Raw genomic sequence first — 15,508 nt, forward strand, 5'->3', positions numbered from 1 at the left:
CATGGGAACAAGACGCTAGCTTGAGACAACGTTGCAGGACCTTCGCCGGCAAGAAAAGCGCAGGTCGCTTTAATCAGTATCACCGGGAATTTCTCGATCGTCTTCGCGACCGCGATTGGGTGTCTTCCCCAAAGCTTCACGACAGCCCCGGAACAGCGCTCGCTCTTTTACGAAACGGGTGGCAGGAGCGACGCTCAACGGGCGAAGGTGTCGAATATCGTATGACAGAAGCCGGTCTGTTGGAGCTTAGCCGGCCGCGATAACTCAAGCGCCGAGAGGAGGCAACGCAGTGTCAACAGCCATGGAAATGATCGTCACCGGCTACGTGAAGGTGCGGGACCGACGTGCATTGGCAGATTTGCTAGCGCATCGCCGCAAGGTGCTCGCCCAACTGCAAGCCGTGTCGGGCATCAATCCTCAGAACGCGCTCAAAGCGATCCAAGAGGAACTTGCGCTTATTGAAGCCGGTCTCGAACAAGTCAAGCCGCCGCCCGGCTCGCTGCCCGAAAACGAGTGGAGCTAGCAAGAAAGCCCGCCGCCGCGGTACCTCGCTCGCTTGACTGCGAGTAGTAACCGGGCGGAAACCAATCCGAACTACGCTAGTCACGTGAATCTAAAGTTCGCCACATAAGGTTTGCTGGGCTTTGTGGCAGAAGCGTTTGACGGAAGCTAGAATCTGGTCAGCAGACTTGGTCCATTTGAAGGGCTTGGGATTTTTGTTGTGCAGGTCGATGAAGGTACGGATGTCGGCCTCGAGCTGCCTGACGGAAGTGTGAACACCTCGCTGGATCTGCTTTCGGGTGAGCTCAGCGAACCAGCGTTCGACCTGATTGATCCATGACGCGGAAGTCGGCGTGAAGTGGACGTGATAATGCGGCCGACGGGCGAGCCACGCTTTGATCCTGGGTGTCTTGTGGGTGGCGTAGTTGTCCATGACGATATGGACATCGAGGCCTTCAGGAACTTGAGCATCGATCTCTTTTAAAAACTTCAAGAACTCGACTGCCCGGTGGCGCTTGTAGCATTTGCCGATAACGAACCCCGAGGCGACATCGAGCGCGGCAAATAGCGTGGTCGTACCATGCCGCACATAGCTGTGCGTACGACGCTCCGGTATGCCGGGCATCATCGGCAAGACCGGCTGCTCGCGATCGAGTGCCTGGATCTGGCTTTTCTCATCGATGCTGAGGACAAGGGCTCGGTTCGGCGGGGACAGGTAAAGGCCGACGATGTCGCGTACCTTGTCGACGAACAGCGGATCGCTCGATAGCTTGAATGTCTGGCTACGGTACGGCTGCAAGCCGAACGCCGCCCACATTCGGCGGATCGTGGTGTGGGAAAAGCCGGTTTCCGCAGCCATCGAGCGGATCGACCAGTGCGTCGCATCGGCCGGCGTCGTACGCAACGTCCGCTCAATCACGGCAGCAACCTGATCGTCGTTGATGGTTCGAGGGCGGCTAGGACGGGCCTCATCGAGCACGCCATCACAGCGATCCTTCAGAAACCGGCGACGCCACTTGCCAACGGTGTGTTCGTGGAGGCCGAGTTCGGCAGCCACAGACTTGCTTGGCAATCCATCCGCGCATCGCAGGATCGCGCGGCATCGCTCAGATAGCGACCGCGCTACACGGTGACGACGGACTTGCCTCTCCAAGTACGCCCGCTCCTGCGCACTCAGCACCAACGGCTCGATTGGTCGACCTCTCACACCTGGATTCGCCACAAGCGCTCTCCCCCTAAGGTTTCGAGCGCTATTTTATAATGCACCGAACTTGAGTTCCAGATGACTAGTTGTAGCGCTCATTAACAGACGGGGCGCGATACGCATGGGCAGGAGAAGCCCGCTCCCGGAAGGTGAGCTGGTTCCTTTTTCGATTGAGCAAGAATGCGCGATCTGGCACTGAGCCGAAGAAGGCACTTCTCAGAGGTTTGAGAATCGGCGATAGCGCCTGTCGCGGAGATCTCGCAGGAAATCGCAAAGGCTGGCTCGCGCGAAGCACGACGGAAGTCGGCAGTGACGGCTCCGGAATAGGGGACGTGGAAAAGGTTTGCGACCTGATCGTGAACTGACAGAAACCGCTGAGTCTGACGGGACGATTTAAGCCGCTTTATGATCCGCTCGCGTCGCCGGGTCGGCGGGTGAGAATTCTCAGCGCGGTGGTTGAGAGCTTTGTGGTGGCGATGGTCGGTCGGTGTGAAAGCCCATCTTCGCCCTTGCAGCGCCGTACGAACGGGGTTTGTACGTGATCATGACGCGCGGCGGCGTGCCGCCGAATTTCAAGGGCTTCTTGACAAGCCGCTGCGCAGCGCGCGTGTCTCTTCGGCGCTGGATTAAGACCTCGAGAACGAGGCCATTCTGGTCGACAGCGCGCCAGAGCCAATGTTGTTCGGCCGCGTCGAGATAGCGATTTCGTTCAGATGCCATTTGTCGCCGCGCGCGGAGCGCGCTGGCGGATCCAAAAGGAGAACGCCTTGCCGAATTTGGTTCCCCACTGGCGCACGGTTTAATAGGTCACGACAATGCCGCGCGCCGCCAGCATTTCCTCGACCATGCGCAAGCTTAAGGAAACGGGAAATACATCCAAACGGCATAGCAGATCACTTCCGGTGGGAAACCATGACGGCGAGAAGAACCCCGGGCGGTTGGCATGCCGCTCGTCTGCCCGCTCGGCCGCTCCAATTCGTTAACTTGACCGTGCCTTCCGCACCCTCAACCCTCGGCTGCTCCGTCCTGTCAACGCCATGCAGCTGAAACACTACACTCTTCACGTATCCAAACCGATGCGAACAATTGTTTTCGCGGGCGTCTTCTTTCTTTGAGGTCAGCGACGCCTCCTCATCTTGCCCCCGGAGTAGCGGAAAGGGCCGTCCACCCCAGCACGAGAGCCCGGTGCGGCTGGCCCGCACGCGTTTGGCCCTTTACACCGCATTCTGGTGCTCCAGGCCGGGAAGCCCAATCATTGTGGGGCGCTAAGCACGGCGCCGCAGACACTTACCGAAGCGATCGGCGACGGGATCTCGAACACAAATGCGCAAAACTGCTTCATTCACGATCTGAAGCATAGCCGGGTCCTAGGCTATTCGGACCCGGCCATCGCAAGCTCGGCGACAAAGCGCAGCAATGCTGTTTTTCAAGCGAAAGGAAGTCGGGGTCTCGACGCTCCCGATCGAATTTCAGTCGGACCCCGTTGTCGATCTGTTCGAGGAGCCCGCGCCGGCTTCGAGTTCATCGAGGATTTCCTCTCGGTGATAACGGTCTGCTTGATGGTGTCACCACAGCGACGCTCTGGCGCGAGACACTCAGGTAACTACATCCTGAGGCGCGCGAACTGCATCGACGCGTGCTCCGCCTCGGGAAGGGAGTAGCATGGGACGATGCTCAACAACGACTTACAGAACGCAGGCGTGAGCTTGCCGCGGTGGATCACGACGTTCTCGTGCCCCGTGGCGGCTCGAGCGCTCTGCCATTGCCGATTGTAGCCGCGCTGTTCATTGGACTTCACGTGGCAAGCGGCGAAGTCGGCGCCGCCCAGCGTGGCCAACTGCCAGGCATGTACCGGCAGCTTGGTATGGATGTGCACCCACATCGGATTTGGCATCCTACCACTGCGCAGCGCCTTGGGCTGCAGCTTGATCTCGAACAGCGTCGCTGGCTCGCTCTTCAAGGCGCGGGGTGGATACACAGACGCAAGTTCTTCGGCCGCCCGCAACTGTTCAAGGTACTTCTGCGACGGAAACGCATAGGTCTTCATGCAATCGATCGTGATCGCCGCCTTTCGCGCGTTCAATGAGTTTTCCTGTCCACGAACCTCGGACAACATCGCCTTAAGCCGGACTACTTTTTTGTGCACTTCGGTCATTTGCGCAGGCGTGAGGAGGCCATGGCGGAGGGGCTCCTCCAGCGCGGCTACACAGGCCTCAATCTCGACGGCCTGCGTCTGCAGGCGCTTAAGGACGAGATCCACGACGTGGTCGGCGTCCTCGGGCTTCATCTGGCGCGCTTGCGAGACGGCGCTTTGCTGAGCCGGCAGATCGAACTGCAGCAGCTCGTCCAATCGCTTGAGTAATCCCGTCAGTGCGTTCCTGGAGGGCGGAGCCTGCCACATCGCCAGGTGCTCGGTCGCCGATGATGACGCCCTCGCGCGTGCCTCCTCTGCACTCGCGAGTTTCTTCGTACCCAGATCCGAGAGTACGATAACCGTGGCAGCGTCGGGCCTGGCGAGCTGCGGCTCGCGCAGCCCGGGAGTTGAACTCCCCTCGCCTGCGGCCGGTGCGCGCTTGCCTTTCCCCTTCCTGCGCGCCGCGTGGCTCTCAGCCGCTAAGTCGGTCTTTTCCGATATCGCAGTCTGGGCAGGCGGCTCCACTTGCCTCTTTGGCTGCGCTGCCAAAAGTCGCGTGACTTGGTGCGCGGTGACCCATGCACCTTCCACGATCTGGTCCAACTGTTCCAATGGAAGGTCGGCATCAGTTCCGGTATCCCTTAGCCTGGCAACGATGCCTTGCACCCCTGGGGCAAATTCCGAAAGCCGTTCCATGACTCCTTCCAGAACGGTGCAGTGCTCTGCGTCGAGTGCCGCTCCGTTGTTGTGCAGAACGGCTCCGGCCGTCGAGAGGAATGCCGGAAAAACATCCTCGACAAAGGTCCCGAGCAGACGCACCCGCCCGTTCTCACCCATGAGGGCGTCCCTCACGGGTGGTTCAAACGTGCTCGCCTGAGACTCAATCAGAAGCTGCGCGAGCGCAATCCGCGAGTGCAGATACATGCACCCCGCATAAAGTACCGAGCCGGTATTCAGGCGTAGTGCTGCCTCTTCAGGCTTCCGCATCTCGGGCGTCGTGCTTGGCAAGTTGGCGGTGGCCTCGCAGACGGACACCATCCGTTCCGAGCGCAACACCTTCTTTCCCCACCACTCCATGCAAGCCACATGCTCCTTCGCCACACTGGAAGCCACTCGGCTCAGTTGGTCGGGGGTAGCGTTGGATTGGAGCGTCCGCTTGAGCAGGGCTGCCGTACGCTTTCTGCGCTCTTCCAAGGGGACGATAGTCGATGAGGCCAGTGCGTTGCATTGGTGGGCCGCATCGAGCACGGCATAGCGGTATTGACGGGCCTCAGCGTCGGACAGAGTGCTCCGCGCCACGGCCGGGCGCAGGCTCGCGTAGTAGTCCAGAACTGCTGAGCCTGCTTTGACGAACCGATCGGTCAGCTCTTGCGCCTCCTCCGAGTTCTGGGCTTGCATGGCCGCATTACGGCAAGCGTCAAATTCCTCAACCAGGCGGTCCATGCGTCGCTTTGTTGCGTTGATTTCTTCCTCTGACGAGGAAATGGGGACTGCCACACCCGAAGTTGGCGGCTGGCTGGCGACCGGCGCCGTGTCTCCACCCTCCGACACTGAGGGAAAGCCGCGCCGCCGCGCAGTGACTGCACGTGGCGCAGCGGCTGCACGTGGCGCGGCGCCTAGGATTCGATCTGGGCCAACGGAGGGACCGGAAGACCTGTCGCCAAGGGCATCGTCGGCACCGCGCGCCATGCTAGCGGAGGGCGTCCCTCTATCTTGGGGCCCAGAGCGCATCCGCTCCACGACGGAATCGAACGATTGACTGCCTTCCCCAGCGGCTAGACTTGAGTGCGAGCGTGAACTGCTCGATCCGGCTCCAGCATCCCCAATGCGTGATCTGCCAGATCGGCCAATGCCCGTCATATTCCATCTCCAATCAAGTCGAGAATGCGCAGCCTGTCTGGATAGACAGGCTGGCTGACGAGTAGCTGACGAAGGGCGTTTTTCCGGGTTGCACAGGAAACCCGGATCGCCGTGGATCGTGGTCGAGTAGCTCGGCCATTTGGCTTTGCCCTCACAGATCCGGGCAGACGGCTTTGGCGAGTAGGCCGGCGGAATCTCACCGCCGGCCTCTCATGGATCCCAGCGTGAGACTCTCGCCTCACTGGGCTCCCATCAGGCGAACGAGCCGCGTATGCCGATCTTCCAGTGTGCGAACAACCCGGGACGTTCGCGAGATAGTCGTTCGAGAACGCGGCCGGTCTTGGCCTTGCGACCCATAAAGCGTTTGAACTTCCGCATCATCCAAGCCTCGATTGTCTGATTGACGTATCGAAGGTTTGCCCCAGAGGCGCCCGCGTGAATCGAACGTAATACGCAATCCACTCCCGCAGGAGTGGATTGAGCTGCCGAGCGATATCAGCCATTGACACATGGTCCGTCTTCGGAGGTTCAAATCCCGGATTGTCGCCCGCATAAACTTCAGCGCCGAAGCGCTGACCCCAGGCAGAAAACTGCAAACACCGAGGCGTTTTGTGAGTTCTTTGCCCGTCGCGGCCGGAAGCAGTAGCCGAGGAAGTCAAACTTGACGTTCGAAACCGGGCATCTGTCACGCGCGAGGAGCACGATCCGGCGCGAGCGCTTCCTTCAAGTTCACTTCTGAACCGGCCCGTGCAATAGCCAGTCGGTCCCAGCCCGCTCTCATCATTCCGAATCGTCTTGTCCCAGAGCCAATCTTCGAACAGCGCGCTCCAGGTAATACGAGGGATCATCGTCAGACGAATCCGTCTCGCAGCTCTCTTGACTATCGCTATCCTCGACTTTGGAAAGATACTTTGTAGGCCTGTCTACTCGCTGCCACCGGTCGTTCTCGTTCTTCGTCCACACTTCGGGATGCTGTTGAGGATCAAGCACCCAGTTATTGCGACCCACGTGAACAAAACCCATTTCCGCTAGACGGGGTTCCATACCTCCTACGCCAGGACGTGATAAGACCAACGGATGATCGCCGTCCATTCGCAGTTGATGCTCCAGCAGGATATCGCCCGCGTTCTCGACGAGCGGATGAGTAACGCGTAGATCTACCACGGACGTGATATCGTTACGCCCGAACTGTTGGCGAAAATGGTCTCCTTTGATCCGGACCGAGCCTCCGGCTCTTAGAAGCCCTACAGTTTCGTCACCCAACTGATAGCTGAAAAATCGCGCGGGCTTATCCGGATCATCGTAAGTACTGGAATAGCCTCCAGCGACAGTTGCAGCCCGCTCGGCTTTCTCCGAAACAAAATCGGAGTACTCTTGCGGGTTACTGGCGATGTGCATGATGTCACTGGACAAGAATTTCTTCACTTTGCGCATGAAAGATTCTCGGTCGACGATCTTGATAATGGGCGGATTGGAACGCAGGGAGTATGGCGTCGCGCCCGCCGACGACGACCCACCTCGCTCCATGCCGGCAACCGCTTCCGCAAAACGGGGGCTATCTCCCGCCTCTCCCGATTCATCAGCCTGGTTAGCGCTTGTGAACTGGCTGGATGAGCCACCGATTCTGCCATACATCAGATCGCTCCCGCATCGGCAAAATGCACGCGATTGAGCTCGTGCCGCGCAAGCTTTGCCGAGGAGGATATACAACCTAGCTGACCACAACCTGACCAAAGCATCTGTCCGCACTCCGATGCGACTGCCAAGCACTCTGCGGAAGACTCATTGGCCGTCAAGCTCTCTAGGATCGGGGCGCTTCGGCTCAGACGGAACAACTTGCAGACGCGCGGTCATGCACCATGCGAATTCCGAAGCAAGTCGCCCACCGATTCCGAGATGATGCACCGTTCTGATCAGACGTAGAATGTCGATCACAACAACATTTTTTTCCCACGTCCGGATGGAGCAGAACCGACATTGCTGGGCGAGTGACCATCACCTGGTTTGCTAGTCCAGAAGAGTCGGCGCCAATGTGAGCCTTGCAGGAAGACGCCGCCATGCAAATCACCAAAATCATCGCTCGCCCCACCAGAGCTGCCACCGACAGACTGCGTTCGGTCATCAGAGCATCAGGTGCGACTAGGAGACTGAGACACAGACCTCAGACGTGTTGTTACTATCCAGGCTGTGAATGCAATCCATCCAAAGAATTGATTTCACACTTCATGTGCTGCCAGGTAGGGAAAGCGCCGTGCATCACGCAACATGGTAGGTTTGCTGTCGGCAAAGCTGCGAGGAGTACGTGATCATGGACGCCGCGATCGGGTTGTAGGTACGGTTTTGCCCGGTGCGGTCAACTTCATGTCACCCCCCGTCTTTGGATTTGTGCGGCCGTTGAGCAGTTCATTCCACAGCGTCTCGGTGGCTTTATAAAAGTTCAAAGAAGGAAGGCGCGGCAGCACGGCCTCGGTTATGCCGTTTTCCAGCTGAGCGTAGCCGCGCTTGGCCATCACAGTCGCTCCGGTGATCGGAGCACGATGGAGGCTCACCTTCCAGGCCGAATGAGGAAGTTCGTTGCTCCAGCACGGAACGTCTGCCGGCGTGTGAGGCTTTGCAAATTGAGGGCGTCGCGATGCAAATCGCTTATCATCGCTGCTCCCCATCAAACCTGCGGCCGTGCGGCTGCGCTCGCCATCGGAAGCATCGATCGGGATGAGGAGATTTAGATCCAGACCATGGAACGGCATTGTCACTGATCCGCCATGCGAATGCATTCGATCCAAACCATCGATTTCACCAATCAATGTGTTCTCGGCAATCATCTCGACCTCACGATGTCGGCGACAACTGCCGGGATTGTTCCGGCGATGAGCGGGGTGCTGCCAGCCTATCGATGCATTTGATTGATTGCCGCCTATGTCCCGGTGGCAAGAGCACATTCGACGTCACCAAGATGCATGCGGGCCACGTGAGACAGTGAACAATGTCAGTCGAGCTTACAATGGAATCCCGATCCGGTATGCGATTCGCCAATACCGCTGCTCTTCGTCTATTCCGGCTTCCAACGCTTACGCGGAGGCCGGACTGTTCAATTCCGCTCGGGGCGGTCATGCTTGAACGAGACGTGGTGGGTGTCTTGGCGTGACGTGATAGGAGGTGGAATGCGAACGCTACTCGTTGATCATGAGACGGACCCAGCGCGCGTTGTACAAGAGGCGCTCTCCCATTGCGGTTTTGCCGTTGATGTAGCGTGCACCCTGGACGAGGCGGCCGCCGCTTTTTGTTGCGCCAGCTATGACATTCTCTTGCTCGAGTTGGTTCTACCGGATGGAGACGGCTTGGATTGGCTGAAGCAGTTGAGACGTGACGGACATTCGATGCCTGCCGTGATGATGAGTAACTTCAACGAGCTCGGTAGGCGGATAGCGCTATTTAATGGCGGTGCGGACGACTTCCTGCCCAAGCCCGTATCTACTGATGAACTCATCGCACGGATGCGCGCTACTCTGCGCCGATCAACGCAAATGACGGCCCCCATCGTTACCTTTGGCAATCTACGATTCGATCCGATCGGTCGGCAGGCGTCGGTTAATGGTCGACCGCTGAAGATTGCGCGCCGCGAGGTGTGCATTCTCGAACATCTGCTCAGCCGCGCCGGCCGCACCGTGGCTCGCGCGTCATTGGAGGATAGCCTCTATGCATTTGACGACGAGGTCTCAACCAATGCGCTTGAGGTCGGAATCTATCGTTTGCGCGGTCATTTGAGTCAGTCCGGTGCGACGCTACGGATCAAAACCGCGCGCGGGATCGGCTACGTCCTCGAATTGAAAGGCGCGGCATCGACCGCGTAGTTAATTGAACTTGAAAGAAAAGACCATCTTGAGCATCATTCTTGACAAGCATGCTGGCGTCACTCGAGGATCGATCGCCGCCAACGGCCTTTCGTCCACCTTTCTTCCTTGTCTTTCGCAGCTTTTGTGCGTGGTCGTCCTGCTATTCCCGGCTGCTGCCGTAGCTCAGATCAAGCGGGATGATGTAGGCGGGCCGCAGCGTACGGCTCCTGACGGCATTAGCGGAACGCTGACCCTTTCCTCTTCGTTCGGTAAGACGATTCATCTGCCAGCGCCAGCTGCGAGCATCTTTGTCGCAGATCCTACGGTCGCGGACTATCAGGCACCTTCGAACAAGACCATCTTCGTTTTCGGCAAAAAATCCGGGCGGACCACCTTGTTCGCACTGAACGAGGGCGGGGAGGCTCTCGCGGAGATGCGTGTTGTCGTCACGCAGCCGATCGAGGATCTGCGCGCCACGCTGAAAGCCCAGGTCGGCGACTATCCCATCCAGGTAAGCTACACCCCGCGCGGGGCCATCCTTAGCGGTACGGCGCCCAATGCGGAGATCGTCGATATAGCGATGAAAGTGACCGAGCAGTTTCTTGGGTCTGGTGCGCTCGTCGTCAACAAGATTCAGGTGGCTGGGTCATTGCAGGTGAATCTGAGCGTGCGGGTGGCGGAGGTCTCCCGGAGCGCCATGAAGGAGCTCGGCGTCAACCTCTCCGCTTCCGGTCAAGCTGGCCCTTTCACTCTCGGCTTGGTCAGTGGCAGTGGTGGTGGATACGGCGCGGCGCAGGGCGGCGGTACGGCGAAGATGGGAGTCAACACTGGCCATGTGAACGTCAGCGCTATGCTCGATGCACTGGCTCACGAGCGCCTCGCTTCCGTACTTGCTGAACCGAACCTCACCGCAATGTCCGGCGAATCCGCCAGCTTCCTCGCCGGCGGCGAATTTCCCATTCCGGTGTTGCAGGACAATCGGCAGGTCTCTGTCGAGTTCCGTCACTTCGGCGTCAGCCTGGAGTTTGTGCCGACCGTTCTCAGTAACAATCAGATCAATATCCGCGTGAAGCCTGAAGTCAGCGAACTATCGTCACAAGGTGCTGTCAACATCAACGGCATCTCCGTGCCGGCTCTCTCCACCCGGCGTGCCAACACGGTCGTCGAGCTCGCCAGCGGCCAGAGCTTTGCAATTGGTGGGCTTATCCGGCGCAACTTCAGCACTGAGATCACGACTTTCCCTTGGCTCGGCGACGTTCCGATTCTTGGTGCGCTATTTCGCTCATCGTCATTTCAACAGGAGGAGACGGAACTCGTGATCATCGTCACGCCTTACGTCGTGCGGCCAAGATCGAACTCGAAGCAGATGAGTGCGCCCACCGACCGCATCGCTCCGCCCTCAGACCTCGCGCGCAGTCTGACGAACACATTGGCAACGCGCTCGCCTGTTCGCAGTGCTCCCCCGATAAGCGAACCAGGCGCGACAAGGGGCACCGGCCACATCATCGAATGAGGATCGACCAATGAGATTACGATTCGTGCGCCCCCTCATCGGTCTGACGGCCAGTCTAGGTGGCTGCGCAAGCACCGCGCCGACTTACCTCGAGCCGACCGCGCAAGCGATCCTAGTTGAACAGGAGAAGAACGTCTTACTGTTACAGACCCTCGGAGGGCCCGAACGGCAGCGTCTGCGTTATTTCATAGCGAGTACCAGTCGCGGTCGGTATGACGCGCTCCATCTTGATATCGTCGGCTCACGTCGGCTCGGGGCGCAGATAGCAGCTGAGGCCCGCGCAGTGGGCGTCGACGCTCACAACATCCGCCTGTACGGTCCATTCATCGATAGGCGTGATGGCTCTGCCGCCCGAATCGAGGCGATTACGTACGAGGCGCACCCTCCCGTTTGTCCGTCGATTGCGATCGTCGGCCCTTCAGTGAACGACAATTCTTTCGATCCGACGCTTGGCTGCTCGATCCGCAGCAACTTGGCCGGCATGGTCAACGATCCGCGCGACTTGATTGACAATCAGGCCGTTGTGCCGAGTGATGGCAATCGTGCGGCCATTCCCGTTGCCACATACAAAGCCTTCGCGACCGGCAATAACAGCAACTTGGGTATAGCTAACAACAAGCTGCTATCAGATCCCACGTCTGCCGGCACCCAGACCGTGCAGCCGTCTCGATAGCGAGAACATCAGTCATTCGATGCGACCTCATTCACAACACGAACTAGACTTGGCCGGCGGCAAAGAGTGCTTTTGCGACAGCCTCGAAATACTGGACAGGAATGGAATTGCCAAGGCTAGTGTTGCAGATTAGCTCACGGACCAGGACGTGATCATCGACGATACTGAGACGAAGGCGCCTCGCTTCATCAATGAGCCGTGAAGCCGCCTCCCCATCGCCGCGGCAAACCAGGACCGGGACGCCCGTTTCGCCACGGATGTAGCGTACCCCGACCAGCAGCTCGCGCCCAGTCAAGATCAATGTCGCGCGACGCACGCCGAGTGGAGACTCGCTCGCCTGCTCCCGCCGAAGGCGTCGGTGTTCGCGTTTCACCTCCGGACTGCCTTGCTGCTCCTTGTCCTCGCGCTTCATATCGCTCTTAGTCATGCGCATGCCGCGCAAAAACAACCAGCGCTGGACGAGGAGATCGACCAATCCGCCGATCAGAAATGCACCACTTGCAATCCCGATCAACAGTTTCACTTGAATGAACACGAACTCGAAGCAGCCCGTGCCGCAAACCGGCAGATAGACCAGTGTCTTCCACGCGCCGACAACGACGAGGAGAAAGATCGCGCCGAGGCAGAAGACCTTGAACAAGGTCTTGCCAAGCTCGATGAGGGAACGCAAAGAAGCGATGCGCTTCAGTCCGCTGATGGGATCAATGTTCTCGAATTTCGGCGTCATCGGCTCCGAGGAGAACACTAATCCACCATTGGCCAGGACCGTCGTCAGAATTGCGCAGGTGACCATACTCCCAAGAAGCGGGCCAACAATTCTCAGTGCAAGTTCGGGCAAGACGCCGAGCGCAAGATCGACCGCAATATTGAACGGCTTATCAAGCAGCTTGTCAGTCAGCATGAGCGCTTCACGACATTTGTCGTAGATGGAACTCGCTTCTAACCAGAGATAGCCGAGACCGGCGCAAGCGCTGACGGCCCTGACTAGATCCGTGCTATGCGGAACCATGCCTTTCTTGCGCGAATCGCTTAGCTTCTTTTCAGTGGGGGCGAGCGTTTTCTCTTCGCTCGTGTCGCTCACTTCAGATTCCTTTCAAGCCTCTCCAGCTCTCGGCTCGACTGCATGATTTCCGACTGCATGTATTCGATGAGATAGATCGTATAAGTGACCATGACGATCGCAAAGCCTATATTCTTGATCGTCAAAGATAGGTCCCGCGGGTTGAATTGCGGCGCAAAGCGCCCGAGCAGGAGCGCTGATATGTCGGCCAGCAAGAGGAAAGCTACCACCGGTCCAGAGACCAGGACGGCGGTACGTATGATGCTGTCGAGCACGCCCCACAACTCCAGTGTCCCTTGCATGCTCAGCGTGGGTCCAAGCTGATAAGCCGGCCAAACCAGATAGCTGCCGTAAAGCCCGCTGATCATGGTTTGCAGGCCCCCCGATACGACGAAGATCGTGATCGCGGTGGTACCGATAAGCAGTCCCGTCGCCGAAGCCTGACTGCGTGTCGCGGGATCGGCGGGAGTGACCACGCTGCTGATGCCCCGTTGCGCGTCGATGAACTCGCCGACGGCCTGAAGACTCCAGAGGGGAATACTGAGCAGGGCGCCGATCAGCAGGCCGACACACGTCTCCTTAAGACCGAGTAGCGGGATCTTGAGCAGACGGGTGTCCGGATCTAGCTCCTTCAGGCCATCGGCGATGTGCGCCAAGTATGGTAGTTCGAGCGCAACGGCCAGGCAACCGCGGATCAGGCCGCCGATCTGCGGACGCGTAAATACCGGAAGCACCAGCATAATGCCCACGGGGCGGGCCGCACCAAGGCCGGCAGCAACGACGAGTTCGATGGTCGCCTGGATCAGACTTTGCGTGTCGGTGGTTGACAGATCATACATGACGGCGGCTGCTAGTAGCCCGTCGTGAGCGCGGGAAAATCAGTGAAGATCTGCTTGGCTTGTTCGATGAGCGGGGCGCTCAGCACCGGAGAAAACAAAGCTATAATCCCAACAATGACCAAAAGCTTCACAGTCAGTGGCAATGTCTGATCCTGGATCTGCGTTGCCGCCTGGATGATGCCGATGACGGTTTCGGCGACCGCCGCTGCAATGAGCGGAGGCAGAACCCAGGTCATGAAAAGCACCAGTGATCGGCTCATATAAGGGAGAATAGTGGCCTCATCCATGCTCACCCTCCAGGTGTTGTATAGCTCAGCACTAGCCCGTGCATAAGCCGCGACCAGCCGTCAATTGCCACGAATAGAAACAGCTTGAAAGGAACTGAGATCACTGTCGGAGACACCATTGACATGCCCATGGCCATCAGAATGGTCGTTACGATCAGATCGATAGTGATAAACGGAAGGTATAGTAAAAACCCGATTTCGAAGGCACGCTTGAGTTCTGAGATTAGAAAAGATGGGACGAGAATGACAAAATCATCGGCTGTGGCTCTGCCGCGCATCTCTTCCGGCCAGACACGTTCGGTCGAGGACAGGAAGAAGTCTCGCTGTTCTTCATTGGTGAAGTTCTTGAGATAGCCTCGCAGCGGCTCCTGCCCAACTTTCGCAGCGGCTACCCAATCCTCGAGCGTTTGATAGCGGAGCTGCAAATCGGCGACTCGATTGTAGCTCTGCTCAAAGACGGGGGCGCTCGTGAAGGCGGTGAGCATCAATGCTGCGCCGTATAGAACGATGTTCGGTGGAATCGACTGGGTCCCAAGCGCATTGCGAACGAGGAAGAGAACGACAGATACCTTTACGAACGCCGTGGTCGTGACGACAGCGAAGACCAACAAGCCGAGCGCGGCCGTGACCGCAAGAAGCGGCAGTATTGCTGGTTCAATGTTAGTCATTACCCGCTAACCCGCCACGCAGTCTAACGCCGAGCTCGTCCCCAATACGTACTATGTCGCCACTCCCGATACGTACGCCGTTTGCGAGGATATCGACCGGGCCGTCGACCGGCCGGCCAAGTTCGAATACATATCCTTTGCTGATGCTTCTCAAGGCTCCCAGCGTGATGGGCCAGCGGCCGCATTCAAAGACAAGCGAAATCTCAATATCGTCAAGATCGGCTTCCGAAGGCGGCTGCTGTGAACCGGGTAGTGTCGTCATATGCGCATACTCCAGAGGGCGCGGCCGCAAGCGAAACGGTCCGTGCAGGATCAGGCGGTTGCCAGTGACATCTGCCGCGGTCCATAACCGGCCCGCAGTGAGGATGATCTGACCGCGGGCGAATGGCGTTACATCCGGCAACAAAGCGTCGCCCTTACGCGTTTTGCGAAGAAGCGAGGCTGACGCCCGGAGGGAGCCGATCTCTCCTGCAACCGTAACGGGTAACTGTGCGGAGACCTCACACAAATGTCGCGGCAATTGGCCGAGCAGCCCGCCTAAGGCGCGGAACGCCGGCGGTATCGGTCCATCAAGAGGCGAGAAAAGAAATAGGCGACCTTTGCCCCTGACCGGACCGTAGATGATGTCGAGTTCGATATAAGGCCCGTTCTTCTCGGCCTTTCCAACATGAAGGAGTCGCAGTTGCTGCTCTGTCTCAGTCTCCAGGCGCGCGAGCAACGGTTCAAGTGCAAGTTCGAGAACCAGCGAACGACTTGGCTCGGAAAGTAAAGCTAGGCCACTCTGTACTGTCGAGATCAAGGCCTCGGCAAGCGCATGCGGTATCGACAACACGAGCGCATCATCGCCGAGGCCCCAAACGCAATCGAGCATCGACAGAGCCGGAGGTTCCTCCTGCCACACAAGTCGTTCCAGTCGCACCGATAGCGGCTTGTCGC

At 58.5% G+C, this 15,508-nt stretch carries 14 protein-coding genes and 1 pseudogene; 4 read left to right on the forward strand and 11 right to left on the reverse strand.

What is annotated here, in order from left to right; translation table 11 throughout:
* Positions 1 to 289 precede the first annotated feature (289 nt).
* Positions 290 to 523, forward strand: coding sequence for a hypothetical protein (locus IVB18_RS40080; protein ID WP_247985734.1), 234 nt, complete (start codon positions 290 to 292; stop codon positions 521 to 523).
* Between the two features lie 90 nt (positions 524 to 613).
* Here the strand turns inward: IVB18_RS40080 and IVB18_RS40085 are convergent, their stop codons facing one another.
* The 6 genes and pseudogenes from IVB18_RS40085 to IVB18_RS40110 form a co-directional block, all read right to left on the reverse strand.
* Positions 614 to 1,723: an IS630 family transposase gene (locus tag IVB18_RS40085; RefSeq protein WP_247985735.1), complete on the reverse strand. Its 1,110-nt coding sequence runs from the start codon at positions 1,721 to 1,723 to the stop codon at positions 614 to 616.
* Between the two features lie 169 nt (positions 1,724 to 1,892).
* Positions 1,893 to 2,650 (reverse strand): annotated as a pseudogene (locus tag IVB18_RS40090) (IS6 family transposase); the annotation flags it as partial.
* A gap of 658 nt (positions 2,651 to 3,308) precedes the next feature.
* A complete protein-coding gene (locus IVB18_RS40095) occupies positions 3,309 to 5,282 on the reverse strand; it encodes a hypothetical protein (RefSeq protein ID WP_346732580.1) in 1,974 nt (657 codons plus the stop codon).
* A gap of 794 nt (positions 5,283 to 6,076) precedes the next feature.
* On the reverse strand, positions 6,077 to 6,547 hold the full coding sequence (locus IVB18_RS52035; RefSeq protein WP_346732581.1) for a group II intron maturase-specific domain-containing protein: 471 nt from the start codon (positions 6,545 to 6,547) through the stop codon (positions 6,077 to 6,079).
* On the reverse strand, positions 6,480 to 7,226 hold the full coding sequence (locus tag IVB18_RS40105; RefSeq protein WP_346732684.1) for a host specificity protein: 747 nt from the start codon (positions 7,224 to 7,226) through the stop codon (positions 6,480 to 6,482). Before IVB18_RS40105 ends, IVB18_RS52035 begins: the two co-directional genes overlap by 68 nt.
* Positions 7,227 to 8,005: 779 nt before the next feature.
* Positions 8,006 to 8,521, reverse strand: a complete 516-nt coding sequence (locus IVB18_RS40110) for a hypothetical protein (RefSeq protein WP_247985738.1) — start codon at positions 8,519 to 8,521, stop codon at positions 8,006 to 8,008.
* Between the two features lie 339 nt (positions 8,522 to 8,860).
* On the opposite strand from IVB18_RS40110, the gene IVB18_RS40115 reads away from it, so the two are divergent.
* From IVB18_RS40115 to IVB18_RS40125, 3 genes are all read left to right on the forward strand, one after another.
* Positions 8,861 to 9,550, forward strand: coding sequence for a response regulator transcription factor (locus IVB18_RS40115; RefSeq protein ID WP_247985739.1), 690 nt, complete (start codon positions 8,861 to 8,863; stop codon positions 9,548 to 9,550).
* Between the two features lie 73 nt (positions 9,551 to 9,623).
* Positions 9,624 to 11,045, forward strand: a complete 1,422-nt coding sequence (locus IVB18_RS40120; protein ID WP_247991848.1) for a type II and III secretion system protein family protein — start codon at positions 9,624 to 9,626, stop codon at positions 11,043 to 11,045.
* 10 nt (positions 11,046 to 11,055) lie between these two features.
* On the forward strand, positions 11,056 to 11,718 hold the full coding sequence (locus IVB18_RS40125; RefSeq protein ID WP_247985740.1) for a CpaD family pilus assembly lipoprotein: 663 nt from the start codon (positions 11,056 to 11,058) through the stop codon (positions 11,716 to 11,718).
* Positions 11,719 to 11,761: 43 nt separating this feature from the next.
* On the opposite strand, the gene IVB18_RS40130 is transcribed toward IVB18_RS40125, so the two are convergent.
* Genes IVB18_RS40130 through sctQ form a run of 5 tightly spaced genes read right to left on the reverse strand, consistent with a single transcriptional unit; the run spans position 11,762 to position 15,473 of the window.
* Positions 11,762 to 12,799: an EscU/YscU/HrcU family type III secretion system export apparatus switch protein gene (locus IVB18_RS40130; protein WP_247426090.1), complete on the reverse strand. Its 1,038-nt coding sequence runs from the start codon at positions 12,797 to 12,799 to the stop codon at positions 11,762 to 11,764.
* Positions 12,796 to 13,617 carry a type III secretion system export apparatus subunit SctT gene (sctT, locus tag IVB18_RS40135; RefSeq protein WP_247985741.1) on the reverse strand — a complete coding sequence of 274 codons (822 nt, stop codon included), beginning with the start codon at positions 13,615 to 13,617 and terminating at the stop codon, positions 12,796 to 12,798. Before sctT ends, IVB18_RS40130 begins: the two co-directional genes overlap by 4 nt.
* A gap of 11 nt (positions 13,618 to 13,628) precedes the next feature.
* Positions 13,629 to 13,904 (reverse strand): EscS/YscS/HrcS family type III secretion system export apparatus protein, encoded by a 276-nt coding sequence (locus IVB18_RS40140; RefSeq protein ID WP_247985742.1) that lies wholly within the window; start codon positions 13,902 to 13,904, stop codon positions 13,629 to 13,631.
* 2 nt (positions 13,905 to 13,906) lie between these two features.
* Positions 13,907 to 14,572 (reverse strand): type III secretion system export apparatus subunit SctR, encoded by a 666-nt coding sequence (gene sctR, locus IVB18_RS40145; RefSeq protein ID WP_247384404.1) that lies wholly within the window; start codon positions 14,570 to 14,572, stop codon positions 13,907 to 13,909.
* A complete protein-coding gene (gene sctQ / locus IVB18_RS40150) occupies positions 14,565 to 15,473 on the reverse strand; it encodes a type III secretion system cytoplasmic ring protein SctQ (RefSeq protein WP_346658718.1) in 909 nt (302 codons plus the stop codon). The genes sctR and sctQ overlap by 8 nt, the downstream gene beginning before the upstream one ends.
* Positions 15,474 to 15,508 lie beyond the last annotated feature (35 nt).

The sequence above is a fragment of the Bradyrhizobium sp. 186 genome, assembly GCF_023101685.1.
Classification (GTDB): Bacteria; Pseudomonadota; Alphaproteobacteria; order Rhizobiales; family Xanthobacteraceae; genus Bradyrhizobium.